The sequence below is a fragment of the Blastochloris tepida genome (genome assembly GCF_003966715.1).
GTDB classification, from domain to species: domain Bacteria; phylum Pseudomonadota; class Alphaproteobacteria; order Rhizobiales; family Xanthobacteraceae; genus Blastochloris; species Blastochloris tepida.
On record NZ_AP018907.1, the window covers coordinates 2954090 to 2979722 of the forward strand.

At 69.4% G+C, this 25633-nt stretch carries 27 protein-coding genes and 1 pseudogene; 14 read left to right on the forward strand and 14 right to left on the reverse strand.

What is annotated here, in order from left to right; genetic code table 11:
- Window positions 1-73: 73 nt before the first annotated feature.
- The 5 genes and pseudogenes from BLTE_RS13350 to BLTE_RS13370 all read right to left on the reverse strand — a co-directional run.
- Entirely contained in the window at window positions 74-781 is a 708-nt protein-coding gene (locus tag BLTE_RS13350; protein WP_126401161.1) for an energy-coupling factor ABC transporter ATP-binding protein, read from the reverse strand.
- Complete coding sequence (gene cbiQ, locus BLTE_RS13355) at window positions 778-1539, reverse strand: cobalt ECF transporter T component CbiQ (RefSeq protein WP_160140614.1); 762 nt, start codon at window positions 1537-1539, stop codon at window positions 778-780. The genes BLTE_RS13350 and cbiQ overlap by 4 nt, the downstream gene beginning before the upstream one ends.
- Window positions 1536-2177: a carboxypeptidase-like regulatory domain-containing protein gene (locus BLTE_RS13360; protein WP_126401163.1), complete on the reverse strand. Its 642-nt coding sequence runs from the start codon at window positions 2175-2177 to the stop codon at window positions 1536-1538. The genes cbiQ and BLTE_RS13360 overlap by 4 nt, the downstream gene beginning before the upstream one ends.
- Window positions 2174-2800: a cobalt transporter CbiM gene (gene cbiM / locus BLTE_RS13365; protein WP_126401164.1), complete on the reverse strand. Its 627-nt coding sequence runs from the start codon at window positions 2798-2800 to the stop codon at window positions 2174-2176. The genes BLTE_RS13360 and cbiM overlap by 4 nt, the downstream gene beginning before the upstream one ends.
- 123 nt (window positions 2801-2923) lie before the next feature.
- A pseudogene (locus tag BLTE_RS13370) lies at window positions 2924-3682 on the reverse strand (DUF4198 domain-containing protein); the annotation flags it as partial.
- A gap of 373 nt (window positions 3683-4055) precedes the next feature.
- Between BLTE_RS13370 and nikR the strand changes: the two are divergent.
- Complete coding sequence (gene nikR, locus BLTE_RS13375; RefSeq protein WP_126401166.1) at window positions 4056-4496, forward strand: nickel-responsive transcriptional regulator NikR; 441 nt, start codon at window positions 4056-4058, stop codon at window positions 4494-4496.
- Window positions 4497-4571: 75 nt separating this feature from the next.
- Here nikR and BLTE_RS13380 read toward each other — a convergent pair whose 3' ends face one another.
- The 4 genes from BLTE_RS13380 to BLTE_RS13395 form a co-directional block, all read right to left on the reverse strand.
- Window positions 4572-5699: an acyl-CoA dehydrogenase family protein gene (locus BLTE_RS13380; RefSeq protein ID WP_126401167.1), complete on the reverse strand. Its 1128-nt coding sequence runs from the start codon at window positions 5697-5699 to the stop codon at window positions 4572-4574.
- Window positions 5700-5714: 15 nt separating this feature from the next.
- Entirely contained in the window at window positions 5715-6905 is a 1191-nt protein-coding gene (locus BLTE_RS13385) for an acetyl-CoA C-acyltransferase (RefSeq protein WP_126401168.1), read from the reverse strand.
- Window positions 6906-6968: 63 nt separating this feature from the next.
- Window positions 6969-7736 (reverse strand): SDR family NAD(P)-dependent oxidoreductase, encoded by a 768-nt coding sequence (locus BLTE_RS13390; protein ID WP_126401169.1) that lies wholly within the window; start codon window positions 7734-7736, stop codon window positions 6969-6971.
- A gap of 71 nt (window positions 7737-7807) precedes the next feature.
- Window positions 7808-9487, reverse strand: coding sequence for an acyl-CoA synthetase (locus BLTE_RS13395; protein WP_126401170.1), 1680 nt, complete (start codon window positions 9485-9487; stop codon window positions 7808-7810).
- A gap of 164 nt (window positions 9488-9651) precedes the next feature.
- Here BLTE_RS13395 and BLTE_RS13400 point away from each other — a divergent pair, with 164 nt between their 5' ends.
- The 5 genes from BLTE_RS13400 to BLTE_RS13420 all read left to right on the forward strand — a co-directional run bounded on the left by BLTE_RS13400 (window position 9652) and on the right by BLTE_RS13420 (window position 14633).
- Window positions 9652-10644, forward strand: a complete 993-nt coding sequence (locus tag BLTE_RS13400; RefSeq protein ID WP_126401171.1) for an AraC family transcriptional regulator — start codon at window positions 9652-9654, stop codon at window positions 10642-10644.
- 136 nt (window positions 10645-10780) lie between these two features.
- Window positions 10781-11851 (forward strand): sulfate ABC transporter substrate-binding protein, encoded by a 1071-nt coding sequence (locus BLTE_RS13405; RefSeq protein WP_126402208.1) that lies wholly within the window; start codon window positions 10781-10783, stop codon window positions 11849-11851.
- Window positions 11848-12705, forward strand: coding sequence for a sulfate ABC transporter permease subunit CysT (gene cysT / locus BLTE_RS13410; RefSeq protein WP_126401172.1), 858 nt, complete (start codon window positions 11848-11850; stop codon window positions 12703-12705). Before BLTE_RS13405 ends, cysT begins: the two co-directional genes overlap by 4 nt.
- Complete coding sequence (gene cysW, locus BLTE_RS13415) at window positions 12698-13585, forward strand: sulfate ABC transporter permease subunit CysW (RefSeq protein WP_126401173.1); 888 nt, start codon at window positions 12698-12700, stop codon at window positions 13583-13585. Before cysT ends, cysW begins: the two co-directional genes overlap by 8 nt.
- 10 nt (window positions 13586-13595) lie before the next feature.
- Window positions 13596-14633, forward strand: coding sequence for a sulfate/molybdate ABC transporter ATP-binding protein (locus BLTE_RS13420; protein WP_126401174.1), 1038 nt, complete (start codon window positions 13596-13598; stop codon window positions 14631-14633).
- Between the two features lie 8 nt (window positions 14634-14641).
- Here the strand turns inward: BLTE_RS13420 and BLTE_RS13425 are convergent, their stop codons facing one another.
- The 3 genes from BLTE_RS13425 to fldA all read right to left on the reverse strand — a co-directional run bounded on the left by BLTE_RS13425 (window position 14642) and on the right by fldA (window position 16671).
- The gene (locus tag BLTE_RS13425; protein ID WP_244599995.1) at window positions 14642-15202 is read right to left on the reverse strand and encodes a DUF2478 domain-containing protein; all 561 of its coding nucleotides are present in this window, start codon (window positions 15200-15202) and stop codon (window positions 14642-14644) included.
- Between the two features lie 573 nt (window positions 15203-15775).
- The gene (locus BLTE_RS13430) at window positions 15776-16210 is read right to left on the reverse strand and encodes a DUF2023 family protein (RefSeq protein WP_126401175.1); all 435 of its coding nucleotides are present in this window, start codon (window positions 16208-16210) and stop codon (window positions 15776-15778) included.
- Window positions 16189-16671 (reverse strand): flavodoxin FldA, encoded by a 483-nt coding sequence (gene fldA, locus BLTE_RS13435; RefSeq protein ID WP_126401176.1) that lies wholly within the window; start codon window positions 16669-16671, stop codon window positions 16189-16191. Before fldA ends, BLTE_RS13430 begins: the two co-directional genes overlap by 22 nt.
- A gap of 466 nt (window positions 16672-17137) precedes the next feature.
- Between fldA and BLTE_RS13440 the strand changes: the two genes are divergently transcribed.
- The 3 genes from BLTE_RS13440 (at window position 17138) to BLTE_RS13450 (ending at window position 18609) form a co-directional block, all read left to right on the forward strand.
- Entirely contained in the window at window positions 17138-17722 is a 585-nt protein-coding gene (locus tag BLTE_RS13440; protein WP_126401177.1) for a Tll0287-like domain-containing protein, read from the forward strand.
- A 141-nt stretch (window positions 17723-17863) separates the two neighbouring features.
- Window positions 17864-18055 (forward strand): YgaP family membrane protein, encoded by a 192-nt coding sequence (locus tag BLTE_RS13445; RefSeq protein ID WP_126401178.1) that lies wholly within the window; start codon window positions 17864-17866, stop codon window positions 18053-18055.
- Between the two features lie 194 nt (window positions 18056-18249).
- Window positions 18250-18609, forward strand: a complete 360-nt coding sequence (locus BLTE_RS13450) for a carboxymuconolactone decarboxylase family protein (protein ID WP_126401179.1) — start codon at window positions 18250-18252, stop codon at window positions 18607-18609.
- Window positions 18610-19182: 573 nt separating this feature from the next.
- On the opposite strand, the gene BLTE_RS13455 is transcribed toward BLTE_RS13450, so the two are convergent.
- Window positions 19183-19383, reverse strand: coding sequence for a YgaP family membrane protein (locus BLTE_RS13455; protein ID WP_126401180.1), 201 nt, complete (start codon window positions 19381-19383; stop codon window positions 19183-19185).
- 368 nt (window positions 19384-19751) lie between these two features.
- On the opposite strand from BLTE_RS13455, the gene BLTE_RS13460 reads away from it, so the two are divergent.
- The 5 genes from BLTE_RS13460 (at window position 19752) to BLTE_RS13480 (ending at window position 22961) form a co-directional block, all read left to right on the forward strand.
- Window positions 19752-20267, forward strand: a complete 516-nt coding sequence (locus BLTE_RS13460; RefSeq protein WP_126401181.1) for a DUF134 domain-containing protein — start codon at window positions 19752-19754, stop codon at window positions 20265-20267.
- On the forward strand, window positions 20264-20797 hold the full coding sequence (petA, locus tag BLTE_RS13465) for a ubiquinol-cytochrome c reductase iron-sulfur subunit (RefSeq protein WP_126401182.1): 534 nt from the start codon (window positions 20264-20266) through the stop codon (window positions 20795-20797). Before BLTE_RS13460 ends, petA begins: the two co-directional genes overlap by 4 nt.
- Before the next feature lie 70 nt (window positions 20798-20867).
- Entirely contained in the window at window positions 20868-21230 is a 363-nt protein-coding gene (locus tag BLTE_RS13470) for a NifB/NifX family molybdenum-iron cluster-binding protein (protein ID WP_126401183.1), read from the forward strand.
- Window positions 21231-21470: 240 nt separating this feature from the next.
- Window positions 21471-22265, forward strand: a complete 795-nt coding sequence (locus tag BLTE_RS13475) for a TOBE domain-containing protein (protein ID WP_126402210.1) — start codon at window positions 21471-21473, stop codon at window positions 22263-22265.
- A gap of 342 nt (window positions 22266-22607) precedes the next feature.
- Window positions 22608-22961, forward strand: coding sequence for a hypothetical protein (locus tag BLTE_RS13480; RefSeq protein WP_126401184.1), 354 nt, complete (start codon window positions 22608-22610; stop codon window positions 22959-22961).
- Window positions 22962-23400: 439 nt separating this feature from the next.
- Here the strand turns inward: BLTE_RS13480 and BLTE_RS13485 are convergent, their stop codons facing one another.
- Window positions 23401-25578, reverse strand: a complete 2178-nt coding sequence (locus BLTE_RS13485; RefSeq protein WP_126401185.1) for a transglycosylase domain-containing protein — start codon at window positions 25576-25578, stop codon at window positions 23401-23403.
- Window positions 25579-25633: the final 55 nt, after the last annotated feature.

Genomic DNA, 25633 nt, shown 5'->3' on the forward strand with positions numbered 1-25633 from the left:
TTCTTCCCTCTCCCACCCGGCCGCGCTTGCGCGCGCCCGGGCGCAGGCTCTTGTGGGAGAGGGTAAGAAGCGCCTATTCGCCGATCTCGTGAATGTGGACGTGATCGTGGGCGTGGGCGTGGCGGTGGAGGCTCGCCGGCACCAGCCGGCCGTTCTTCATCAGCACCGCGCGGTCGGTCAGCGCCTCCAGCAGCGCATAATCGTGCGAGACAACCACCATCGCCACGTCGAGCCCGCAGAGAATGTCGGTCAGCCGCGCAAGGTGCGCGCCGTCGAGCGCGTTGGTCGGCTCGTCGAGCAGCAGCGCCTCGGGCTCCATCGCCAGCACGGCGGCGAGGCTCGCGAGCCGCTTCTCGCCGCCCGACAGATGATGGGTGATGCGATGGGCGAGATGACTGAGCCCGAGGCGGCCCAGCGTCGCCTCGGCGCGGGCGACCGCTTCCTTCGGTGAGAGGCCGAGATTGAGCGGGCCGAAGGCCACGTCCTCGATCACCGTCGGCGAGAACAGCTGATCGTCCGGATCCTGGAACAGCAGGCCGGCGCGGGCGCGTACCTCGCGAAAGTCCCGCTCGGCGCGGCGCTCGGCGCCGAAGGCGACAAGCCGGCCGGATTTCGGCCGCTCCAGCCCGACCAGGGTGCGCAGCAAGGTGGTCTTGCCGGCGCCATTGGCACCGGCCAGCGCAAGGCGCTCGCCGGGCCGGAGCGTCAGCGACACGCGGTCGAGCACGACGCGGCCGGCGCGCTCCACGGTGACGGCATCGAGCTCGAACAGCGGCGTCATGCCAGACGGTCCAGCAGAAGAAGACAGAAAAGGCCGGTTGCCAGCCCGCCGGCGAACAGCGCATCGTGCCGCGTCAGGCGCGCATCGGCGACCAGCGCGAAGCGGCCGGCGAAGGCGCGGCAGCGCATCGCCTCGTCGACGCGCTCGGCGCGCTCGAACGCCCGCACCAGAAGCTGGCCGACGAAATAGGCCAGCGTACGCAGCGTGTGAAGGGAGGTGCGCGGCCGGAAGGCGCGGACCCGCAGCGCCTCATGGAGGCGGACTGCCTCCGCGCGGATGACGGCGACGTAGCGGGCGGAGAACAGGAAGAGATGCACGAGCTTGGCGGGCACCTTGAGGCGCCCCAGCGCGTGGCCGAGATGCACCGGCTCAAGCCCGCCGAGCAGCGTGAGGATCGCCAGCGCACACAGATTTACACGCAACAGCACCAGAACGGCGCGATCCAGGCCCGGCTGCGACAGTTCCACCGGGCCGAGCGCGATCGTCGGCCCCGGCGCGGTCAGCGGCAGCACGACCAGCAGGACGAGAAGGAAGCCTTCCATGTGGACGAGCCGGGCCACGACATCGCGCCCCGACAGGCCCGACAGCAGCGCGAGACCGAGGCCCAACGCCAGCGCCACCGCCAGCACCACCGGCGAGCCCAGCGCCAGGATCGTAGCGACGGCGGCCGCCGCCGACAGCACGCGCACGCGGCCATCCAGCCGGTCGAGCAGCGGGCGCGGCGGCGGCGCGGGGCCGCAGGCCAGCCCCTCGCTCACAGGGGCGTCCCGGCGCTGGTCCTGCGGCGGCGCGCGGCCGCCCACATGCCGGCGCCGGCAAGGCCGACGATCATGCCGACACCGCCCATGATGTCGTTGAAGCGCAGGCGCCCTTCGGCCTGGGCCTGGGCCTCGATCAGCGGCCGAAGCTGGCGGGCGAGCGCGCGATCGACCGCGGCCTCGACCTCGCGGTGAAGCGCCGCCGGATCGGGCGGCGGCACGCAGACCACGGCCGGCGCGGGGTCAGCCGCCTTTTCCGCAGCGGCCTTTTGCGGCACCGGCTGTTGGGGTGCCGTCGCGGGCGGCGATGCGGCGGCGCCGAAGCGGTCGGCTGAAACCGTCTCGCTCACCGAATGGCCGTCGCCGGTATCGACGCTGACCGTGTAGGCGCCGGGCGGGGCCGCGCGCCAGGCGAAGCCGCCGGCATCGTCGGTCACGGCGCGATGGACGACGGCGTTCGCGGCGTCGCGGATTGTCACGGCGACGCCCTGCGGACGGCCGCCGCCGATGAAGAACACATAGCCCGAGAGCGTATCGCCCTCGACCGTGACGAACAGCTTCAGCCGGTGCGCCTCGGCCGGACTGGCCGTCATCAGACACAGCAGCAAAGCGAGAAACGACAGGCGGCGTGCGGTCATGGACGGATCTCGGGCGGGCGCAGAGCCGGCAGCGTCTCGGGCTTCACGCGGGCGAGGAAGCCGACAACGAAGCCGGTGATGACGGCCTCGACCGCGGCCAGCGGCAGGTAGGTGATCAGGATGATCTTCAGCGCCGGCACATAGTCCGACGACGACAGCGCCAGCGCCGCCGACACGCCGCCGGCCGTGCCGAACACCGCCAGCGCAGCGACGCCGGCCGCCACCACACCGGCGCGGGCCGGCGAGGCACCGAGAAGCAGCGGGCGCGCCAGTAAGGCCAGCACCACGCCGGGCAGTGCCATGTTCAGCGTATCGACGCCGAGCGTGGACAGCCCACCGAAGCCGAACAGCACCGCCTGCAGCAACAGCCCGATGAAGACGGCGGCAAAGGCGCGCACGCCCAGCACCAGCCCCATCAGCCCGCCGAGCAGGACGTGCACGCTGGAGGGGCCCACCGGCACGGCGACGAGCGAGGCGACGAAGAACACCGCCGCCAGGATCGCCGTCTTGGGGATCTCGCGCTCGTCGAGCGCGCGCAGGCCGAGCGCGAGGCCGATGGCGGCGCCCGCGCCGCCGGCCGCGATCACCGGCAGCGACAGCACCCCGTCAGGTATGTGGGCCATGCCGGGCCTCGCTCAAGGGGCTTGCGGTCACTCGGCCGGCTTGGCCGGCGCCGAAGCTGCGGGTGCCGTCTCGGCCGGCGCGGGCGCCGCCGAAGCAGCGGGCGCCGCGGCCGGCGCGCCACCCATGTCGGTGGCCTTGACCCAGATCAGCCCGCCGAGCTCGGTCTTGGCCGGCTTGCCGTCCGGCGCCTTGGCGGCGGGGCCATCGACCAGCGCGGCAAAGCCCCACCAGCCGGCGCGCGGCATGGCATAGGCGAACACGCCATTCTGATCGGCGCGGATCACCTGGGTGATGAAGGCGTCGTTGGGCGCGGTGACCGAGCCGTCATTGACCCATTCGACCTCGATCTCGGCGAACGGCACCGGCTTGCCCTTGGCGCGGACGAGGCCGCGGAACAGATTGCCGGTCCACAGCCCGGTCGGGCGCGCGAGCGGCTCGATCTCCACCGGCAAGCCGACCTGCGCCGTCCAGCCCTCGCCCGAGGCGAAGCCATCGACGATGACCTTGGCGTAGTGGGTGATCCACTTCTTCTCGGCCGGCTCCCAATAGGGCTGCGGCTCGACGAAGAAGGTCACCGCGCCCGGCGCCTTGAGTTCGTGGTCGAGCGTCCAGGCGGTCTTGCCGTCGATCTTCGTTTCGCGCAGCGCCGGCAGCAGATCGACCGTCTTGCCCTCGGCCGCCACGCCGACGCGCTTCGGCTTGGCCATCTCCATGACCGGGCCGCGCTCCATCGGATGGGTGAAGACGAGATCGACCGTCACCTTGCCGCCATCGGGCAGCACGTCGGCGGACGGCAGGATTTCCTGGAAATGCGCCGAGGCCGGGACGACGGCCAGGACAGCAAACAACGCGGCGCAAACCGCGCCCGCACGAAACGACATGAGATTCCCCCCGCCCGACCGCGGACATCGCGAAATCCGGCCCGCGGCCGGTATGATCAAATCACAAACTCATCTTACCCAAAATCGACCTCGAGTCGACAGGGGGGATTGGTGATACGATTTCCGGCTACTCAAGCCGGAAATCGTATTCCGATCGCCGAAAGCCCCATTCCTGAACAAAAGGGCTTTCGGCGAGCCCGTTTCCGGTATCCCGAAGGGATCAACCGGAAACCGTATGACTCTGCGACATGACGCAACGGCGCATGATCCGGGCGCCCGGCATGGCGCGCCCGCCATCGCAAAACCCGCTCCCCCTGCTGCGCAAACCGGCTTATATGCGAACGGGCTCGGGACGGCGGCGACAGATCACATCATGCAGCGCATCACCATCACCATCGACGACGATCTGCTCGAGACCATCGACGCGCTCGCCGCCCACAAGGGCTATGCGACGCGCTCCGAGGCCATGCGCGATCTGATCCGCAGCGCCGCCGCCAGCGAGACCGCGACGCAGGGCGATGCGCCGTGCATCGGCGTGCTCGATTATGTCTATGATCACGAGACGCGCACGCTGGCCCAGCGGCTGGCTGCGACCTTCCACGCCCATCACGATCTGTCGGTCTCCAGCATGCACCTGCATCTCGATCGCGGCCGCTGCCTGGAGATCGCGGTGCTGGCCGGGCCGCTGTCGGAGATCCGGGCGCTGGCCGATGCCGTCACCGCCCAGCGCGGCGTGCGCCACGGCCATCTGCATGTGGTTCCGGAGGCGACGATCTCGCGCCACCACCATCACCCGCCGCACGAGCACGATTGAGCCCGTTTCAGGAAGAGCCCTGCGGGCTCGGGGAAATGATCAGGCCGGAAACCGTTTGACCGCCTCGGCCCGCCGTCACAGCCCGCGGGCGATGACGATGCGCTGCACATCGGACGTGCCCTCATAGATCTGGCACACCCGCACATCGCGATAGATGCGCTCGACCGGGAAGTCCTTCAGATAGCCATAGCCGCCGAGCGTCTGGATCGCCGCCGAGCACACCGCTTCCGCGGTCTCTGACGCGAACAATTTCGCCATCGACGCCTCGGTGAGGCAGGGCAGGCCGGCCTCGCGCAAGCTTGCCGCGTGCAGCACCATCTGCCGCGCCGCCGCGATGCGGGTCGCCATGTCGGCGAGGCGGAACGCCACCGCCTGATGTTCGATGATCGGCTTGCCGAAGGTGACGCGCTCCCTCGCATAGTCGCGCGCCGCCTCGAACGCCGCGCGCGCCATGCCGACCGCCTGCGACGCGATGCCGATGCGCCCGCCCTCAAGATTGGCCAGCGCGATCTTCAGCCCCTCGCCCTCGGCGCCGAGCCGGAGGTCGGCCGGGATGCGCATGTCGTTGAAGGCGAGCTGGCAGGTGTCGGAGGCGTGCTGGCCGAGCTTCTCCTCCACCCGCACCACCTCATAGCCCGGCGTGTCGGTCGGCACGATGAAGGCGGTGATGCCCTTCTTGCCGGCCGTGGGATCGGTGACGGCAAAGGCGATGATCAGCTGGCCGTTCTTGCCCGACGTGATGAACTGCTTGGAGCCCGACAGCACGTAATGGTCGCCGTCGCGTCGCGCCTTGCAGCGCAGCGCCGAGGCGTCGGATCCAGCCTGCGGCTCGGTCAGCGCGAAGCCGCCGATCCATTCGCCGCTGGCGAGCTTGGGCAGGAAGCGCTGCTTCTGTTCCTCGGTGCCGAATTTGAGGATCGGCATGCAGGCGACCGAGGTGTGCACGCTCATGATGGTCGAGCAGGCGCCGTCGCCGGCGGCGATCTCCTCCAGCGCCAGCGTGTAGGCCACCATGCCGGTGTCGGAGCCGCCATAGCTTTCCGGCACCAGCATGCCGAGAAAGCCGAGCTCGCCCATCTCCTTGAGTTCGGCTTTCGGGAACGCATGCGCGGCGTCGCGCGCCGCGGCGGTGGGGGCCAGCCGCTCGCGGGCGAAATCGCGGGCGGTATCGCGGATCTGGGTCTGGATGTCGGTGAGGATCATTGCGCGGTCACCGCATCAATTCAGGCGTTCGATGGCGACCGCGGTGGCTTCGCCGCCGCCGATGCAGATCGCAGCGACGCCGCGTTTCATGTCGTATTTCTCCAGTGCCGCGAGCAGCGTCACCAGGATGCGCGCGCCCGACGCGCCGATCGGGTGGCCGAGGGCGCAGGCGCCGCCATGGACGTTGACCTTGTCGTGCGGCAGGCCGAGATCGTGCATCGCGGCGAGCGCCACCACCGCGAACGCCTCGTTAATCTCGAAGAGGTCGACATCGGCGAGGTCCCAGCCGGTGCGCTCGGACAGCCTGCGCATGGCGCCGACCGGCGCGGTCGGGAACAGGTTCGGCGCATGCGCGAACGTGGCGTGGCCGACAATGGCGGCAAGCGGCGTCAAGCCGCGCTTCTCGGCTTCCGAGCGGCGCATCAGCACCAGCGCGGCGGCGCCGTCCGAGATCGACGATGAGTTCGCCGCCGTCACCGTACCGCCATCGCGGAAGGCGGGCTTCAGCGTCGGGATCTTGTCGAGCTTGGCCTTCAGCGGCTGCTCGTCGGTGGTGATGGTGACTTCCGCCTTGCCGGCCTTCACCGTCACCGGCACCACCTCGCGGGCGAACGTGCCGTCCTTGATGGCGGTCTGGGCGCGGGTGAGCGAGGCGATGGCGAAATTGTCCTGCACCTCGCGGGTGAACTGGTAAGCCTGGGCGCAGTCCTCGGCGAAGGTGCCCATCAGCCGGCCCCTGTCGTAGGCGTCCTCCAGGCCGTCGAGGAACATGTGGTCGAGCACGCGGCCATGGCCCATGCGATAGCCCGAGCGGGCGCGGTCGAGCAGATAGGGCGCGTTGGTCATGCTCTCCATGCCGCCGGCCACCGCCACCGACGCGCTGCCGGCGAGGATGAGATCGTTGGCGAGCATCGCCGCCTTCATGCCAGAGCCGCACATCTTGTTGAGGGTGGTGGCGCCGGTGCCGAGCGGCAGGCCGGCGCCGAGCGCCGCCTGCCGCGCCGGAGCCTGGCCCTGTCCGGCCGGCAGCACGCAGCCGAACAGCACCTCCTCGACATCGTCGGGCTTCACGCCTGCGCGCGCCACCGCCGCCTTGATGGCGGCCGCGCCGAGCTGGGACGCGGAGGCGTCCTTCAGCTCGCCCTGGAAGCCGCCCATCGGCGTGCGCGCGGAACCGACGATGACGACGGGGTCGTGAGCGGTCATGGCAGTCCTCCCGAGACTTGGGCCTAAGAGACTTGGACTCTCTTTTTTGTCAGTTGGCAGTGTTCAGCGCGCGGCCATGCGCAGCGCGCCGTCGATGCGGATCACCTCGCCGTTCAGCATGGTGTTCTCGCAGATGTGGCACACCAGCGCGGCGAACTCGGCCGGGCGGCCCATGCGCGGCGGGAACGGCACGCTCTTGCCCAGCGCGTCCTGCACCTCCTGCGGCATGCCGGCCATCATCGGCGTCTCGAAGATGCCGGGTGCGATCGTCACCACGCGGATGCCGTGGCGGGCAAGCTCGCGCGCCACCGGCAGCGTGAGGCCGGCGACGCCGGCCTTGGAGGCGGCATAGGCGGCCTGACCGATCTGGCCCTCATAGGCCGCAATCGACGCAGTGCTGATGATGATGCCGCGCTCGCCCTCGCCGTCGGGCGCCTCCTTGACGATCGCCTCGGCGGCAAGCCGGATCATGTTGAAGGTGCCGATGAGATTGATGGAAATGGTGCGGGCGAAGCTCTCCAGCTTGTGCGGCCCGTCGCGGCCGACCACCTTCTCGCTCGGCGCCACGCCGGCGCAGCTCACGAGGCCGTGCAGGTGGCCGAAGGTGCCCTGCGCCAGCTTCACCGCCGCCTCGCCGTCCTCAGGCTTGGTCACGTCGGCGGCGAGAAAGCGGAAGGGCGCCCCCAGCTCGGCGGCCAGTGCCGCGCCGGCCGCCTGATTGAGGTCGAGGCCCACCACCTTGGCGCCCGCGGCAACCAGCGCGCGGGCGGTGGCCGCACCGAGCCCGGAGCCGGCGCCGGTGACGAGAAAGACGCGATCCCTGATGTCCATGATTCCGAGTTCGATTCCGATTTCGATTTGACGTTGCTTCGTCCGGGTCCGATGGGTCCGCTGACGCCCGGTCAGGCGGCCGCGTCCCGGTCGGGCGCGGTTTCGCGCTTGCGCAGCACGAAGCGCTGCAGCTTGCCGCTCGGCGTCTTGGGCAACTGCTCCAGGAACTCGATCTCGCGCGGATAGGCGTGGGCCGAGAGGCGCTTCTTGACGTACTGGCGCAGGTCCTCGGCAAGCTGCTCGTTGCCCTGGATGCCCTTGGCCAGCACCACATAGGCCTTGACGATCTCGGTGCGCTCGGGATCGGGCTTGCCGATCACCGCCGCCTCGATCACCGCCGGGTGCTCGATCAGCGCGCTCTCGACATCGAACGGACCGATGCGGTAGCCCGACGAGGTGATGACGTCGTCGGCACGGCCGACGAAGCTGATCGAGCCGTCGGGCTCCAGCTCCACCGTGTCGCCGGTGCGGTAGTAGCCGCCGCCGATCGCCGGGGTCTCCTGCTGCCAATAGCCGGAGAACCACATCAGCGGCGAATTGTTCAGATCGACCGCGAGCACGCCCGGCAGGTTGGGCCCGAGCTCGCGGCTTTCGTCATCCAGTACCGCGACGCGGAAGCCGGGCATCGGCATGCCGGCCGAGCCGGGATGGACCGTGTGGCGCAGGCGATGGTGGTTGTTGACCACCATGCCGAGCTCGGTCTGGCCGTAATGATCGTGGATCGGCGCCGCAAGATGCTCGGCGAACCAGCGGATCACCTCGGGGTTCAGCGGCTCGCCGGCGCTGGAGACGGCGCGAAGCTGGCCCTTGACGCCGGCGGCGGCCTCCGGCCCGGCGGCGATCAGCAGCCGGTAGGCGGTCGGCGCGCCGGCCAGATTGGTGATGCCGTGGCGCTTGATGATCGAATAGGTGCTCTCCGCTGTGAACGGCCCCTCATAGAAGGTGGTGGCGTGGCCGAGCAGCAGCGGGCCGGTGACGGCGTAATAGAGGCCATAGGCCCAGCCGGGATCGGCGATGTTCCAGAACTTGTCCTCGGGCCGCAGGTCCACCGCGTCGCGCAGGTAGGAATAGAACGCCGGCAGGGCCTTGAGCGGCACCGGCACGCCCTTGGGCAGGCCGGTGGTGCCCGAGGTCGACATCATCAGAAAGAGGTCGTCGGCCTTGCGCGGCACCGGCGCGAAGGTTGCGGACGCCGCCGCGGTCTCGGCGCGGAAGTCGAGGTCGCCGGGGCGCACGCTCTCGCCGGGGCGGGTGACCACCGCCACCGCCGGACAGCCGGCGACATCGTCGAGCTTGGCGCGGTTGGCGTTGTCGGTGACCACGAGCTTCGCCGAGCTCATCTTCAGCCGGTGCTCGATCGCCTTGGGGCCGAAGGCGGTGAACAGCGGCTGATAGACCGCGCCCGCCCGCCATGTGCCGAGGATGGTGGCGAGCAGTTCGGGCGTGCGCGGCAGCATGCCGGCCACCACGTCGCCGGGCTTCACGCCCTGGGCCGCGAGCAGGTTGGCGACGCGCGCCGACTGGTCCTTCATCTCGGCGAAGGTGAAGCTGGCGCGGCGGCCGTCCTGGCCCTCCCACTCCAGGGCGATACCACCCCCGGCGGCGTGGCGGTCGCAGCACTCGACGCAGACATTGAGGCCGGTCTCGAGGCTGCCCTCGAACAGGCGGTCGAAATCCGCCAGCCGGAACCGGGCGACGGCGTCGGCATAGTCGGCCACCCCGGTGGCCGCACGATCAGTGGCGTTGCTCATGGTGCTTCCCTCCTCGCCCTTTTTGGTTGGTGTTCGCCGGGCGTCGGATTTCGGTTCGACGGTTTCGTCTGGCCCGATTAGGCCGCAAAGCCGTGTGGCAAACCAGGACCAAATCGTCCTAAGTTCGTGATCGGTTTTGCCATGTCGCCGGGAGGGGCCGAACCGTGGAGCCGCGGACGATCTCACCTCTGTTCGTGGACGAGGCGGTGGACTGCCTGCGCCGGGCGGGCATCGCCCCGGGGCCGGTGCTGGCCGCGGCCGGCCTGCCCGAGACGGTGCGCGAGCCGCTGTCGGCCGAGCGCTACGGCGCGCTGTGGCTGGCGGTGTCGGCGGCGATGGACGACGAGTTCTTCGGCCTCGGCGGGCGGCCGATGCGGCCGGGCTCGTTCACCCTGCTCTGCCACGCCGTGCTGCATGCCGGCACGCTGGAGCAGGCGCTGAAGCGGGCGCTGCGCTTTCTCAAGGTGACGCTGGAGGATCCGAGCGGCGAGCTGGTGGTGGACGGCCCCCTCGCCCGGATCGTGCTGACCGACACGGGGGCGCCGCGCTCGGCCTTCGCCTACCGCACCTTCTGGATCGTGCTGCACGGCGTCGCCTGCTGGCTGGTGGGCCGGCGCATTCCGCTGCACAGCGTCGATTTCGTCTGCGGCCCGCCGCTCTATGCCGCCGACTACCGGCTGTTCTTCGGCGCGCCGGTGCGCTTCAGCCAGCCGGAAAGCGCGCTGACGTTCGATGCCGCCTATCTGAAGCTGCCCGCCACGCGCACCGAGCGGGCGCTGAAGGAGTTCCTGCGCCGGGCGCCGGCCAACATATTGGTGCGCTACCGCCACGATGCCGGCCTCGCCGCCACCATCCGCGCCCGGCTGCGGGCGCTGCCGCCGACCGCGTGGCCGGACTTCGAGACGCTGGCGAAGCAGATGAAGATGCCGGCCTCGACGCTGCGCCGGCAGTTGCGCGCCGAGGGCCAGACCTACCGCACCATCAAGGACGAGATCCGCCGGGCGCTCGCCATCCGCTGGCTGGCGGCCAACGACAAACCGGTGGGCGACATCGCCGCCGAGCTGGGCTTCACCGAGCCCAGCGCCTTTCACCGCGCCTTCCGCAAATGGATGGCCAAGAGCCCCGGCGCCTTCCGCCGCGAAGCGCTGGAAATCTGAAGTCCTCTCCGAAAGCGTGGAGGCCGCGTCTGCGAATGCCGCTGTCGTGCCCTAGACTCTGGTGTGAGGGCGAATCGTCCGTCGTCCGATCCGCGTCCATCCGGCCGGCTCATGCCCGAACTCGGAGGCCGTCATGATGCACCCGCGCCGATCGCCCCAAAGGCCAAGCCCGCTGCGCCTCGCGCTGGCGTGCGGCCTCACACTGGCGGCCACGCTGCTGGCGGCAATCCCCGCCGGCCACGCCCAGCGTGCGCCGGAGGTTGCGATCACCAACGTGTCGTACGATCCGACGCGCGAGCTCTACAAGGCGATCAACGAGGCGTTCGCGAAGGACTGGCTGGCGCGGACCGGCCAGAGGGTGACCATCCGCACCTCGCACGGCGGCTCGGGGCGGCAGGCGCGGACGGTGATCGACGGGCTGCAGGCGGACGTGGTGACGCTGGCGCTGGCCGGCGACATCGACGCGATCGCGCAGCGCGCCAAGCTGCTGCCGGCCGACTGGCAGGCCCGCCTGCCCAACAATTCCTCGCCCTACACCTCGACCATCGTGTTCGTGGTGCGCAAGGGCAACCCGAAGGGCATCCGGGATTGGGACGATCTCGCCCGGCCGGGCGTGGCGGTGATCACCCCCAACCCCAAGACCTCGGGCGGGGCGCGCTGGAACTACCTCGCCGCCTGGGCGTTCGAACTCGACCGCACCAAGGATCCCGCCAAGGCGAAGGCCTTCGTCGAGGCGATCTACCTGAACGTTCCGGTGCTCGACACCGGCGCGCGCGGCTCGACCACCACGTTTGTGCAGCGCGGGATCGGCGACGTGTTCATCTCCTGGGAGAACGAGGCCCATCTCGCGCTCGCCGAGTTCGGGGCCGACAGGTTTGACATCGTCTATCCGTCGCTGTCGATCCTGGCCGAGCCGCCGGTGGCGCTGGTCGATGCGGTGGTCGACCGGCGCGGCACGCGCGAGGTGGCCGAGGCCTATCTCGAATTCCTCTACTCGGCCCAGGCCCAGCGCATCATCGCCGCCAACTTCTACCGGCCGTCGAAGCCTGAAGCCGCCGATCCGGACGACCTCAAGCGGTTTCCCGACCTCAGGCTGGTGACGATCGACGCAGTGTTCGGCGGCTGGGCCAAGGCGCAAGCCGAGCACTTCGCCGATGGCGGCGTGTTCGACCGCATCTACCGGCCCGGAGGTCCGTTCGCGCGATGAGCCTTGCCGCCCACGCCACCCCCTTCCGGTTCCGGCAGCCCTCGGCGCTGCCGGGTTTCGGCATCACCTTCGGCTTCGCGGTCACCTATCTGTCGCTGATCGTGCTGATCCCGCTCGGCGTGCTGGTGGTGCAAGCGAGCGGGCTCGGCCTTGAGGGCCTGTGGCAGACCGCGACCTCGCCGCGGGTGCTGGCCGCGCTCCGCCTGTCGTTCGGCGTGTCGTTCGCGGCGGCCGCGGTCAATGCGGTGGCGGGCCTCGTCGTCGCCTGGGTGCTGACGCGCTATGCGTTTCCCGGCCGGCGTCTGTTGGATGCCATCGTCGATTTGCCGTTTGCGCTGCCCACCGCGGTCGCCGGCATCGCGCTGACGGCGATCTATGCGCCGAACGGCTGGATCGGCGCGCTGCTCGCCCCGCTCGGCGTCAAGGTGGCCTATACGCCGCTCGGCATCTTCGTGGCGCTGGTGTTCATCAGCCTGCCATTCGTGGTGCGCACGGTGCAGCCGGTGCTGGCCGATCTCGACCGCGAGATCGAGGAGGCGTCCGCCACGCTCGGCGCCTCGCGGGCGCAGACCGTGGCGCGCGTCATCCTGCCTGCGCTGGCGCCGGCGGTGCTGACCGGCTTCGCGCTGGCGTTCGGCCGCGCGGTCGGCGAATACGGCTCGGTGATCTTCATTGCCGGCAACATGCCGTTCGTGTCCGAGATCGCGCCGCTCCTGATCGTCATCCAGCTTGAGGAGTTCAACTATGCCGGGGCGACGGCGATCGCCACCATCATGCTGGCGATCTCCTTCGTCTCGCTGCTGGCGATCAACCTGATCCAGGCGTGGAGCCGGCGGAGGTTCGGCCATGTCTGAGACCTCGTTGCACGGTTTGGTGGCGCCACCGGCGAAGCCCGCCACGGTGACCGATGAGGCGCCCCTCACCCGCTGGGTGCTGATCGGCGCGGCGGTGACGTTCCTCGCGCTGTTCCTGGTGCTGCCGCTGATCGCCATCTTCGCCGAGGCGCTGCGCCGCGGCGTCGGCGCCTATTTCGCCAGCTTCGCCGATCCCGACACCCAGGACGCGATCCGCCTGACGCTGCTGGTCGCGGCCATCGCCGTGCCGCTGAACGTGGTGTTCGGGGTTGCCGCCGCCTGGGCGGTCGCCAAGTTCGACTTCATCGGCAAGAGCCTCGTCGTCACCTTCATCGACTTGCCGTTCTCGGTGTCGCCGGTGGTGTCGGGCCTCGTCTTCGTGCTGCTGTTCGGCGCGCACGGCGTGTTCGGCAGCTTCCTGCAGGCCCACGACATCCGCATCATCTTCGCCGTGCCCGGCATCGTGCTGGCGACGATCTTCGTCACCTTCCCGTTCGTGGCGCGCGAGCTGATCCCGCTGATGCAGGAGCAGGGCACGGCCGAGGAGGAGGCGGCGCTGACGCTCGGCGCCTCAGGCTTGCGCATGTTTCTCACCGTCACCCTGCCGAACGTGAAATGGGCGCTGCTCTATGGGGTGCTGCTCGCCAACGCCCGGGCGATGGGCGAGTTCGGCGCGGTGTCGGTGGTGTCGGGCCACATTCGCGGTCTCACCAACACCATGCCGCTGCAGGTGGAGATCCTCTATAATGAGTATGCTTTCGTCGGCGCCTTCGCGGTTGCCTCGCTTCTGGCCGGGCTCGCCCTCGTCACCCTCGTCGCCAAGGCCCTGCTCGAATGGCGCTACGGCGACGCTCTCGCGCGAACGCACCGGCACGGGTAGACTCGGCAACGTGGAGATCAGGGCCGAGGGAATCACCAAGCGGTTCGGCGAGGCGACCGTGCTGGCGGACGTCGACGTGCACGTGCACGCGGGCGAGCTGGTGGCGCTGCTCGGCCCGTCCGGCTCCGGCAAGACGACGCTGCTGCGCATCTTCGCCGGCCTGGAGCAGCCCAGCGCCGGGCGCATCCTGCTCGGCGGCGAGGACGCGACGCAGGTGCCGGTGCAGGCGCGCGGCGTCGGCTTCATGTTCCAGCACTATGCGCTGTTCCGCCACCTCACCGTGGCCGAGAACATCGCCTATGGCCTGAGGGTGCGCCCGCGCGCGTCGCGCCCGTCGAACGCGGCGATCCGGGCGCGGGTGACGGAACTGCTCGACCTCGTGCAGCTTCCGGGGCTGGAGCGGCGCTATCCCGCCCAGCTCTCGGGCGGCCAGCGCCAGCGCGTGGCGCTCGCCCGGGCGCTCGCGGTCGATCCCAAGGTGCTGCTGCTCGACGAGCCGTTCGGCGCGCTCGACGCCCAGGTACGGCGCGACCTGCGGCGCTGGCTGCGCGACATCCACGAGCGGACCGGCCACACCACGCTGTTCGTCACCCACGACCAGGACGAGGCGCTGGAGATCGCCGACCGCGTCGCCATTCTCGACCAGGGCCGGCTGGAGCAGATCGGCACGCCCGACGAGGTCTACGACCACCCGGCCACGGCGTTCGTCGCCGGCTTCATCGGCGAGGCGGCGCGGCTGCCGGTGACTGCGGCGGGCGGCGTGCTGCGGCTCGGCCCGCACGCGCTGGCGCTGAACGGCACGCGGCTGGCGGATGGGCCGGCCTCGCTGTTCGTGCGGCCGCGCGATCTGGTGCTGGCCGCGGGCCGAGCGAACGCTTTGCCGGCAAACGTCGTGGCGGTGCGCCGGGCGGGACCGGCGCGGCGGGCGGAACTGCACCTCGCCGAGGGCCTGCCGACCGTCGAGATGGAACTGCCGGCCGATGCCACGCTCGGCAAGGGCGATGTCGTCGAGGTCGCGCTCACCCGGCTCAGGGTGTTCGGCGGCTGAACCCGCGCTCAGGCCGCGGTGCGCCGCAGCGCCGCAACGTCGTCCCACCACGCTTCGAGTGCCGCGAGATCAGGCGGCACCCACACCGCAAGCTCGGCGGCGAACACCCGCCAGGCGTCGGCGGCCTTCGGCGACACGACGCAGGCGATCGGCAGGCCTGCGGCCGCCGCGGCGTGGAAGGCCGACATCATGCCGCGCCGCGCCACCTCCTGGCCGCCGAACTTGTTCAGGACCACGAGATCGACGCCGCCAGCGATCGCCCGCTCCACCGCGGCACAGGCGCGCGCCAGGGCGCCGGTGTCGAGATTGCACGATTGCGAGCCCGGACCGAGCTCCTGGCGGATGGGGATCACCTCGCCGGTCGAGACGTCGAGCAGGATGCTCCTGGCGTCGCTCTGCGCACCGGCCGGCAGATCCGCGACCGCCGCCGCGACGATGCCGCCGACCCGCACGCCGCGCGCCTTGCGGGCGAGCGCGAAGGCCCGCAGCACCTCCGCCGCCGAGCGATCCCCGCCGCACATCGCGGCGATGGGCGCAGAGACCGGGCCGTCGCTGGGCATGTCGCGCATCTTCCGTTCTGCTCCCGGATGATTTTTTCCGCCGGAAACAGTGTCGCCAAAATTCTCCGCTCGGGAAGAGGGAACGCAAATTGCCAAGCGAACTTCCGGCCTTGCAGGCCGGAAGCGGCGTCATTCCGTTTCCCGTATATCCCTTCAGGATACCGGAAACGCTCTCGCCGAAAAATCTTGATCCGATGAGGAATTTTCGGCGCCGGGTGTTGTGCGCGCCCCCCACCCCCGACCCCTCCCCACCGCTCGCGAAGCTCGCGGGGGGAGGGGAGAAAAGGGGCGCCTCTTCTCCCCTCCCCCCATGAACGCAGTGAATGGTGGGGAGGGGTCGGGGGTGGGGGGCAGCGAGGCTGAAACCCGGAAATTGGCCGGAAGCGGTCTCGGCTTTCCGCCAGAAACCCAGCATGCCGACGATGAAAGCGCCTCGCCGCCGGGAGCCGTTGGGGCGGGGTTGGCCCGGACACCTCCGTTCAGAGCGTGATCCGATCTGACTGCATCAGATCGGACGCTCCAAGTTTCTGGTTTGTCGCATTTTCTTTCGCGCAACCGGTATCCACTTGTGCGGAAAAGGCTTTAGTGCATCAGCACGGGCTCGGGCTCGGCCGCGGGTTCGGCCGGCTTTGCCGCCTTGGCAGGCTTGGAGGCGCACATGCCCGCGGTGGCGACGGCCCGCGTCAGATAGCGCTCGCACTGCTGCTCGCGGTCATAGCCCAGCAGGATGCCGAGCATGAAATCATGCTCCGCCGACAGGTGGCACAGCGGCCCCACCATGAAGCGCTGCACCGCATTCACCGCCGCCGGCCGGCCGAACACCACATTCACCCGCTCGTGGCAGGCCTCGTGGACGTGATGGGCGACGCCCGAGGCGGCGAGCCGCGCGATGACCGTCGCCGCGGCGTCCGCCGTCAGCGACATCATCGCCAGCGGCCGCAGGCCCTTCGACAGTTCGTAGAGGTGATGTTGGAAGACCTGCAAGGTGGCGCAGGTCAGGCCAGCCGGCTGATCCATTCGGTGATCCTCTTTTCGGTCTTGGAAGACTGGCCGTCCTGGTCCAGCGCGAGGCCGACGAACCTGCCGTCGCGCTCGGCCTTCGAGGCGGTGTAGTCGTAGCCGGCGGTCTCGGTGAAGCCGACCACGACGGCGCCCTGCTCGACGACGTAATCGTAGAGAATGCCCATGGCATCGACGAAGCTGTCGGGATAGCCGGCTTGGTCGCCGGTGCCGAACAGCGCCACCTTCCTGCCGGCAAGCTTGGCGCCGGTGAGCTTGCCGATATTGGACTCCCAATCCGCCTGCAGATCGCCCGCGCCATAGGTCGGCGCGCCGAGAATGAGCAGGCTGCAATTCTCGAAATCGGCGACGCTGGCCGTCTTGATGTCGATCGCGCGGCCCTGGATGTGCTTGGCGATACGCGCGGCGACGGCCTTGGTCGCGCCGCCGTCGGAGCCGAAAATGACGTTCACGCTCATGTCTGGTGTCTGATGTCTTCAACTGGATTTCAGGAACAGGCGGCAGTTCGGAAACAGACGGTGCTTCAGGAAAAGACGGCGTGCGGACCGCGCGCGCCGCCTCACCTGAAGCCGTCGCAGGCAGGTGCGACGGTAGCGTTGATGCGATTGAGTGGCAATTTCAAAAACGCGGCGTTCCGCGGAATTTTTCAGCATTTCTGTCTTTCAGGATAATAATTCTAAAGTACATCGGCCATCCCGGCTCGTTGCTGCAGGGCGGCGGAGCGCCTCATCTTCTTCGTCGGCGCGGCGGGCTGCACCGATTGCTGCCGGCTCCTTTCATCCGGCCGGATACAGCGTGCCGCCGCCGCAGCACCGGCGCCGCGCTACCAGCGGTGGCCGGGATCTGTTAGGAGGGCGGCGGTTTCAATTTCCGGGGACCCGGCGTCCCAAGCCGGCTCCGCCAACACCTGTCACGGGAGTCCACATGTCGCAGAAGGCTGCTTTCGTGTTCGTGGCGGCGGTTGCCGCCGGTGCGCTCGCTCTGTCGTCCAACCGCCAGCCGGACCAGACGCGGCCCAACCTCGCGACCGAGGCGGCCGGCCTGACGAAGACCTACGGCGCCGGGCTGCTCGGCGCGCTGAAGGGCGCGATGGAGGGGATCGGGCCGGTCGGCGCGGTGGGGTTCTGTCACGACGAGGCGCCGGGAATCGCCGCCGACCTGTCGCAGCGCAGCGGCTGGACGGTGCGGCGCACCAGCCTCAAGCCGCGCAATCCGGCGGCCGCGCCCGACGCCTATGAGCGCAAGGTGATGGAGGCGTTCAACGCCAAAATCGCGGCCGGCGCGCCGGCGGCGTCGCTCAAGCAGGCCGAGATCGTCGAGCAGGATGGCAAGCGGGTGTTCCGCTACATGCAGGCGATCCCTACCGCCGAGCTTTGCCTCGCCTGCCACGGCAGCGAGCTCAAGCCCGAGGTCGCGGCCAAGATCAAGGAGCTCTATCCCGACGATCAGGCGACCGGCTTCAAGCCCGGCGACATGCGTGGCGCCTTCACGCTCAGCAAAACGCTGTGACGCGGAACCCAGCCGGCAGGGCTTGGCGTTGCGTTCGCGTCAGGCCGCTGCGCGGCCGTCCGGCAGTGTGACTTCATCACAGACCGCGGCGGCGCGCGGCGTTAGGGTCACATCGTCTTCCATGATGTCAGCGAGGATCCCATGACGGCGAATGTTGGAACCATCGATCGCGTGCTGCGGGCTCTGGTCGGTATCGGCCTCATCTATTTTGCCGTCACCACCGGCACGATCTGGGCGTGGATCGGCGTGGTGCCGCTGCTGACCGCCATCGTCGGCATTTGCCCGGCCTATTCGATGCTGGGCATCAAGACCTGCCCGGCGCCGCGGTCCTGACCGGCGAGAGTCCGCGGATCCAAAGGATTTCGCGGATCCGCCCCAGACAACACGACTGCGGCCACACGGCCGCCGTCGAGAGCGTTCCTCGTGTTCCGCAGGCCGGATGGCGTTCCCCGCGCCGCCGGCAAATCCCGACTTCCATGGGCCGAGACCGCCTCGGCCCATGGAAGCTCCTTTGATTGGCTGTGATCATGCATAAGAACTGGACGGCGATGACGGGCGAACTGTCGGTCGCACTCAAGGAAGTGCGGGGCGGCGCGCCGGATGTGATGAAGGGCTTCTCGGCCATCGCGCAGGCCGCGCTCAAGGCCAACGCCCTCGACACCAAGACCAAGGAACTCATCGCGCTCGCCATCGCAGTGGCGACCCGCTGCGATGCCTGCATCGCCTTTCACGCCGAAGCCGCCGTCAAGCTCGGCGCCTCGCGCGACGAGGTGATGGAGACCATGGGCATGGCCATCTATATGGGCGCCGGCCCCAGCGTGATGTACGCCGCCCAGGCGGTGGAAGCCTACGATCAGTTCGCCAAGAAGGCCGCCGGCACGCCGTGACCATATCGGCCCCGAACGCTGACGCGCGGGGCCGTTGCGCGAACCGAACGAACCCGAAGCGAAAAACCAGAAACGTGACTGTTCATACGGTTTCCGGTTGATCCCTTCGGGATACCGGAAACGGTCTCGCCGAAAAATCCTTGATCCGGAAGGGATTTTTCGGCGAACAGCATACGGTTCTCCGGCTTGATCAGCCGGAAACCGTATCACGCCTCAAGGGCCGGATCCGCGGATCCGGCCCTTTTCCTATGGATTCCCATATCCCGAAGAGATCGACCGGAAGCCGTATCCGAACCCGCGGACCCAAACCCGTGCACCCAGGCGCGATGGCCGGACCGGCCCCGTCATCGCCGGGCTTGGCCCGGCGATCCCGACACCTTGATCCTCCCGCCGGCCGCCCTCTTGCCCGGCAGCGCGTCGGTCCGATCGAGATCGCCGGGCCAAGCCCGGCGATGACCGCGGTGAGAGCGCGCGAGCATGGCGTGTCAGCCTGCGTGGATCAGCGGCTGTCGGCCCGGTCGCTGGCGACGAGATTCGACGCAGACGTGCTCCGCGCGGATTGGCGGGCGCCGCTCAGAACGCCGCGCCCGGCGCCACGCCGAACCGCTTCAGCACGATGGCGAGCGGGCAGAAGCCGGTGAAGGACGATTGCAGCAGATTGAAGCCGACGAAGGCGGTGAGCAGCAGCCACCACGGGCTGACAAGCTGGGACAAAGCGAGGCTCAGCAGGATCATCGTGCCTGCGAACGCCATCACAAATCGATCGAGCGTCATATGTCTTGCCTTTCGTGACTGCCGGTTTGGCGGATGCCGCGGTTGCGGGCGCCGCGCGCGTGGTGGCCGTGTCTGTACCGTGCGTGCCGTCTTCGGATTCGCGCGCGTGAGCCACACCACCTCGAAACGACAAAGCCCGCGGAAGCCCGCCGGTTCATATGCCAACATTAGAATATTTTGATCGACGGTCAATCGCCCGCCGGCATCCGCGTGCGATCGCTCCGGCGCGGCCGTCTCTCCTGCGAGGGATGACGCAGCGTTGCGGGCGGGGCCGGGGCGCCATGCGCATACCAGCCTTGTGGAGGCTGGCGCGTCACCTATATTGAACGTGCGTTCATAATTCCGATTGAGCGAAGGAGGCCCCGAAGGTGCCCCGTCCGCGCAAGATGCGCGTCATCCGCGAACAGGCGTCCACCCAGTTCTTCAAGCCGCAGGGCATCCCGCTGCGCGAGCTGCAGGACGTCGTGCTGACCGAGGACGGGATGGAGGCGCTGCGGCTCGCCGACGCCGAGGGGTTGGAGCACGCCGCGGCGGCCGAGCTGATGGGCGTGTCGCGGCCGACCTTCTCGCGCCTCTTGGCCGAGGCCCGCACCACGGTGGCGACCGCCCTCGCCCGCGGCTGGGCGCTCCGCATCGAGGGCGGCGCGGTGCGCCGGCCCGAGGCGGACGAGGCCGCGTCCGCCGGTTGCCCGATGCGGGGCCTGCGCCGTCGGCGCGGCCATTGCAGCCGCTGGCGGACGCCGGAGGAGACCGCCCCGGCCGCCGCCGCAGGCGCCGAAGACGCCGGGAGCGCTCTTGCCCGATCGGGTTCTGCCGAGTTGGGCGGCCCGGGAGATGCCCGGCCGCCCGCTGTCTCTGAGCCAACGGAAGGATCCCCCAGATGACGTCTCATGAGGTTGCCCAATCCACCCGGCGCGACATCCTGCAGCTCGGCACGGCGGCGGTGGCCGCGGCCGGCGTCGCCGCCGTCGCGTGGCCGTTCATCGATCAGATGAACCCGGATGCCGCCACCATCGCCTCCGGCGGGCCGATCGAGCTCGATCTGGCGCCGATCGCCCAAGGCCAGATCGTGCGCATCTTCTGGCGCGGCAAGCCGATCTTCGTGCGCCACCGCACGCCCGACGAGATCGCCGCGGCGGAGAAAGTCGACGTGGCGGCGCTGATGGACCCGCAGCCCGATTCCGCCCGGGTGAAGCCCGGCATGGCGCAGTGGCTGGTGGTCTATGCCAGCTGCACCCATCTCGGCTGCATCCCGCTCGGCCATCAGGGCGATTGGAACGGCTGGTTCTGCCCGTGCCACGGCTCGCAGTACGACACCTCCGGCCGCGTGCGCAAAGGCCCGGCGCCGACCAATCTGCCGATCCCGCCCTACAGCTTCGCCGGCGACGCCAAGCTCGTCGTCGGCGTGGCCTGAACGCCGGGCCCGAAGGGCGGCGCGGCCGCCCTTGCCCACTCCAACCTCTCCGCACCTCAAGGACACCTGCATGCGTATCGCCGTCGCCAGCCAGAACTTTCGCACCGTGACCCCGCACGCCGGCAAGAGCCGGCGCTTCCTGGTGTTCGAGGCCGAGGCCGGGTCGCCGCCGCGCGAGGTCGAGCGGCTGGACCTGCCGAAGGACATGTCGATCCACGAATACCGGGGCACCGACCCGCATCCGCTCTATTCGATGCAGGCGGTGATCGCCGCCAGCGCCGGCCCGGGCTTCGTGGCGCGGCTGGCCTCGGTGGGCGTGGCGGCGATCGCCACCAGCGAGACCGACCCGGTGGCCGCGGTCGAGAAGTTCCTCGCCGGCACCCTGCCGCAGCCGGCCGAGCACGAGGACGACTGCGACTGTAACTGTCATTGAGGCGGTTTCCGGTATCCCGAAGGGATCGACCGGAAACCCTATGAGGCCGGGCGGCGGGGCGACATCGTCTCCGCCGATCACGATGTGATGACCACCGGACGGCCGGATTTGCCCGCGCTGGCCAATTCCGGTCTGATGGACCTATAGAAATTCGGCTGACAGCGAATCCGCGCCAACGGCGGGATTGGCGGTCGGCCGGATTTCATGTCTCATCGGATCGTGCGCGAAGGCCAGCCGGCAATGACGGACTCCAAGATCGATGCCCTGCTGGCGCTGCGCAGCGAAGGGCGGCTGCTGGTCGGGCGCGACCGCATCCTGCTGCTCGAAGCGGTGGCCGAGCACGGCAGCATCACCAAGGCAGCCGAGGCGGTCGGCTTCAGCTACAAGACCGCCTGGGACGCGGTGACCGCCATCAACAATCTGCTGCCGACCCCGGCCTTCGTCACCAAGGCCGGCGGGCGCAAGGGCGGCGGCGCCGAGATCACCGAGGAGGGCCGCCGGCTGATCGTGGCGTTCCGCCGGCTGGAGGAGAAGCTCGGGCAGATCTCGGCCACCATCGCCGAGGAGGGCCTGCGCAATCTCGACGACCTCTTGCTGTGGGGCCTGGCGGTGAAGGTGAGCGCCCGCAACGCGCTGCGCTGCGAGGTCAGCGAGGTGCGCAAGGGACCGGTGTCGGTCGTCGTCAAGCTCAAGGTCTCGGCCGCCAACTCCATCACCGCGGTGGTGACCAATGGCGCCGCCGCCGAGCTGCGGCTCGAACCGGGCCGGCAGGCCATGGCGCTGGTGAAATCGTCCTCGGTGATGCTGGCGCCGGCCGGCGCGGCGCCGGCGCTGTCGGTGCGCAACCGCATCCAGGGCACGGTGGCCCGCCGCATCGACAGCGACATCGGCGCCGAGGTCGACATCGACATCGGCGAGGGCAAGACCATCGTGTCGGTGGTGACGCGCGAGGGCGCCGACACCGCCGGCGCCCGGGTCGGCGAGCCGATCTGCGCGCTGTTCAAGGCCACCCACGTCATCCTCGCCGCGGGGTGACGGGGTTCCCGGTCGGACGGCTCAGCCTCTTCTTGAGATTTCGCGAGGCGGGGTGCGTTTTTTGAGAGGGAAGTCCTGCTGAATTTTGTTTCAATTTTAAATTTTAAAATCTTTCAGAACAGTCTAGAGTTTTAAAGTTAGGACGTTCTGGAGGCCCGCTATGGTCAAGCTCGCGCTTCTCCGGCGCGCAGCGCAGCGGATTCGTCGGACGAGCGCTTCAGGAAGCAACAAGTTTGGTTGGAACGAAACTATTGTGCGGCGCAGAAATTTCGTTAGTGAGCCTGCCGAAACGTCAGGCGGGGAGGTGATCAGATGGGGAGGGGGATTGCCGGGGTGTTGTGCTTGGCGCTGGCCATAGGCGGGTGCGACGCCCGTCGGGATGTCGTCGCCGCGGAGAGCTTGACGGCGGCCCAGCAGAGCGTGGTTTTCGGCGCGGTTCGCCGCGCGTTACGGGATCCAGAGTCGGCTCGATTCGGCCCGCTGAATGCCGCCGCTCTCGCAGGGGGCGATGTCGCGGTTTGCGGCTCGGTCAACGCTCGGAACGGGTTCGGCGGGTACACCGGCCCCATGCCGTTTGCGGGGCGGTTCCTGCGGGGCGAATTCGCCCTGATCGACATCGCGTCGGATCGACAGTCAGCAATCGCGATGCTGGGCGTATGCCAGGCAGCCGGCGTACCGGTGCTGGCCACCGACTAGGCGGCGCGTCGAGCAGCACGCCCTAAACGCAAAAGCCCCGCGCGATGGCGGAACTTTTCATTTTCGCTTTATCTAACTCGTCGCTCCAGCCTGTCGAGCCTGGCGACGCATGCCGCCAGGACGTCGAGCAGCGCCCCCGGATCCTCTTTAAATCGTAGAGGCTCTTTTCTTGCTCGCTTGAAGTCCGTCCGATTCTTCCTCTCCCCTTGCGGGAGAGGGTGGCGAGGCCGGGCAAAGCGAGGTCGCGCCGGGCGAGAGGTAAACCCTTGCTTGCCTTTGAAAATTCACCCCTCACCCGCCTCGCGCTCTGACGATCGCTCGGCACCCTCTCCCGCAAGAGGCTGCGCCCGGGCGCGCGCAAGCGCGGCCCAGGTGGGAGAGGGGAAGAACGCGACTCCCAGCCAGAGGGGGCCGGAATGATTGGGCGGCTCAGCGCCCGCTATCGGCCGCGGCCGAACAGCCGGTCGAGGAACCAGGAATCGAGGCTCGGCTGATCGTCGCCGCGGCCGGCGGGCGGCACCGTCCGGCCGGTGTCGCGGTCGAACGGCGTGCGCAGCTCGGGCTCGGACCAGCGGAAATTCGGATCGCGCAGGCCGCCGGGCAGGTCGGTGGGGGCGAAGTCGCGGTGGGCCTCGCGCATCAGCCGGCCCCAAATTTCGGCCGGCAGGCCGCCGCCGATCACCTTCTTCATCGACGAGGAATCGTCGTTGCCGAGCCACACCCCGGCCACCAGCCGGCCGGTGAAGCCGATGAACCAGGCATCCTTGAAGTCCTGGGTGGTGCCGGTCTTGCCGGCCGCCTGCCAGCCCGGGATCTGCGCCTTCCGGCCGGAGCCGGAGAGGATCACCTCCTCCAGCATGGCGTTCATCATCGCCACATGGGCCGGCGCCACCACCCGGCCACGCGGATCGGCGCGGCGGACATAGAGCGTCTTGCCGGTGGCCGAGCGCACCTGCTCGACGATCACCGGGCGCGCCGGCAGGCCGCCATTGGCGAAGGGCGCATAGGCCGAGACCAGTTCGACCAGCGTCACCTCGGAGGTGCCCAGCGCGATCGAGGCGTTGGGCTCGATCCTGGAGGTGATGCCCAGCCGGTGGGCGGTGTCGGCCACCGCCTTGGGGCCGACCTCCAGCGCCAGCCGCACCGCCACCGTGTTGATGGAATGGGCGAGCGCGGTGGTGAGGCTCACCGGCCCGCGATACTCGTGGGTGTAGTTTTCCGGCTTCCAGCCCTTGATCTGGATGGGCGCATCGTCGCGGATCGAATCGGGGGTAAGGCCGCGCTCCAGCGCCGTCAGATAGACGAAGGGCTTGAACGCCGAGCCCGGCTGGCGGCGGGCGGTGACGGCGCGATTGTACTGGCTGTCGGCGTAATTGCGGCCGCCGACCAGCGCGCGCACCGCGCCGTCCGGGCTCATCGCCACCACCGCGCCCTGGCCGATGTCGAGCCTGGCGCCGTCGCGGGCCAGCGCCTCGGTCAGCGCCCGCTCGGCCAGTCGCTGCATCACCGGGTCGATGGTGGTGACCACCGACACGTCGTCCTCGACATGGCCGACCAGATCGTCGAGCACGTCCATCACATAATCGGCGACATAGCCGATCGAACCGCCATCCTGGCGCTGCACCACCTCGGCCGGGCGGGCCAGCGCCACCGCCGCGCTCTGGCGGGTGATGAACCCCTCCTCGGCCATCGCCGCCAGCACCAGCGACGCCCGCTTGCGAGCGGCGCTGAGGTGGCGGGTCGGCGCAAGGCGGGCCGGCGATTTCACGAGGCCGGCCAGCATCGCCGACTCGGCCAGCGTGAGCTGGCGCGCCGGCTTGCCGAAATAGCGCTGGGCTGCCGCCTCCACGCCATAGGCGCCGGCGCCGAAATAGACGCGGTTGAGATAGAGTTCGAGAATCTGGTCCTTGGTGAATCTGTGCTCCAGCCACAGCGCCAACACCACCTCCTGCAGCTTGCGCGACATGGTGCGCTCCTGCGTCAGGAACAGGTTCTTGGCGAGCTGCTGGCTGATGGTCGAGCCGCCCTGGGAGACGCCGCGGCGCAGCACATTGGCCAGCGCGGCGCGGGCGATGCCGGCGGGATCGATGCCCCAATGGGCGCGGAAGCGGCGGTCCTCGATGGCGATGAAGGCCTGCGGCAGATAGGGCGGCAGCGCCTTCAGCGGCACCGCGGCGCCGCCCATCTCGCCGCGGGTGGCGAGCGGCTTGCCGTCGATGCCGGTGATCTGGATAGTCGGCGGGCGCTTGGGCACGTCCAGCGACTGGATCGGCGGCAGATGCGCCGCCTGCCACACCAGCAGCGCGAGCCCAGCCACCCCGGTCCAGATGGCGATGACGACGCCCCAATAGACCATGCGGCCGAGAAAGCCGAGAAATCCCCGGCGCTTCCTGCGCGGCGCCTTGCGCTCGACCGGCGCGGCCGCCCGGGCCGGAGCAGCCGGCGTCTTGCTTGCCGTGGACGATTTGCCGGCCGTGGAGGGTTTGCGGGGCCGCTTGGCGCCGGCTGGGCCGCCCGGCCGGTCGGCGGGGTCGAGGCGCAAATCGAGCGTGCCGCGCGGCCGGCTCTCACCGCCCGGCGCGCGGCGCTCGCCCCGCGTGCGCTCCTTCACCGCCATGCCGGACCCGTCCCGTCGCGCCGACGCGGCGCCCCCGGCCTGCAGGATGCGAGCG

Coding starts and splice junctions, on each gene's coding strand:
- BLTE_RS13350 (WP_126401161.1), bottom strand. CDS start 781: ATGACGCCGCTGTTCGAGCTCGATGCCGTCACCGTGGAGCGCGCCGGC.
- BLTE_RS13360 (WP_126401163.1), bottom strand. CDS start 2,177: ATGACCGCACGCCGCCTGTCGTTTCTCGCTTTGCTGCTGTGTCTGATG.
- cbiM (WP_126401164.1), bottom strand. CDS start 2,800: ATGGCCCACATACCTGACGGGGTGCTGTCGCTGCCGGTGATCGCGGCC.
- nikR (WP_126401166.1), top strand. CDS start 4,056: ATGCAGCGCATCACCATCACCATCGACGACGATCTGCTCGAGACCATC.
- BLTE_RS13380 (WP_126401167.1), bottom strand. CDS start 5,699: ATGATCCTCACCGACATCCAGACCCAGATCCGCGATACCGCCCGCGAT.
- BLTE_RS13385 (WP_126401168.1), bottom strand. CDS start 6,905: ATGACCGCTCACGACCCCGTCGTCATCGTCGGTTCCGCGCGCACGCCG.
- BLTE_RS13390 (WP_126401169.1), bottom strand. CDS start 7,736: ATGGACATCAGGGATCGCGTCTTTCTCGTCACCGGCGCCGGCTCCGGG.
- BLTE_RS13395 (WP_126401170.1), bottom strand. CDS start 9,487: ATGAGCAACGCCACTGATCGTGCGGCCACCGGGGTGGCCGACTATGCC.
- BLTE_RS13405 (WP_126402208.1), top strand. CDS start 10,781: ATGCACCCGCGCCGATCGCCCCAAAGGCCAAGCCCGCTGCGCCTCGCG.
- cysT (WP_126401172.1), top strand. CDS start 11,848: ATGAGCCTTGCCGCCCACGCCACCCCCTTCCGGTTCCGGCAGCCCTCG.
- cysW (WP_126401173.1), top strand. CDS start 12,698: ATGTCTGAGACCTCGTTGCACGGTTTGGTGGCGCCACCGGCGAAGCCC.
- BLTE_RS13425 (WP_244599995.1), bottom strand. CDS start 15,202: ATGCGCGACATGCCCAGCGACGGCCCGGTCTCTGCGCCCATCGCCGCG.
- BLTE_RS13430 (WP_126401175.1), bottom strand. CDS start 16,210: ATGGATCAGCCGGCTGGCCTGACCTGCGCCACCTTGCAGGTCTTCCAA.
- fldA (WP_126401176.1), bottom strand. CDS start 16,671: ATGAGCGTGAACGTCATTTTCGGCTCCGACGGCGGCGCGACCAAGGCC.
- BLTE_RS13440 (WP_126401177.1), top strand. CDS start 17,138: ATGTCGCAGAAGGCTGCTTTCGTGTTCGTGGCGGCGGTTGCCGCCGGT.
- BLTE_RS13445 (WP_126401178.1), top strand. CDS start 17,864: ATGACGGCGAATGTTGGAACCATCGATCGCGTGCTGCGGGCTCTGGTC.
- BLTE_RS13450 (WP_126401179.1), top strand. CDS start 18,250: ATGCATAAGAACTGGACGGCGATGACGGGCGAACTGTCGGTCGCACTC.
- BLTE_RS13455 (WP_126401180.1), bottom strand. CDS start 19,383: ATGACGCTCGATCGATTTGTGATGGCGTTCGCAGGCACGATGATCCTG.
- petA (WP_126401182.1), top strand. CDS start 20,264: ATGACGTCTCATGAGGTTGCCCAATCCACCCGGCGCGACATCCTGCAG.
- BLTE_RS13470 (WP_126401183.1), top strand. CDS start 20,868: ATGCGTATCGCCGTCGCCAGCCAGAACTTTCGCACCGTGACCCCGCAC.
- BLTE_RS13475 (WP_126402210.1), top strand. CDS start 21,471: ATGACGGACTCCAAGATCGATGCCCTGCTGGCGCTGCGCAGCGAAGGG.
- BLTE_RS13485 (WP_126401185.1), bottom strand. CDS start 25,578: ATGGCGGTGAAGGAGCGCACGCGGGGCGAGCGCCGCGCGCCGGGCGGT.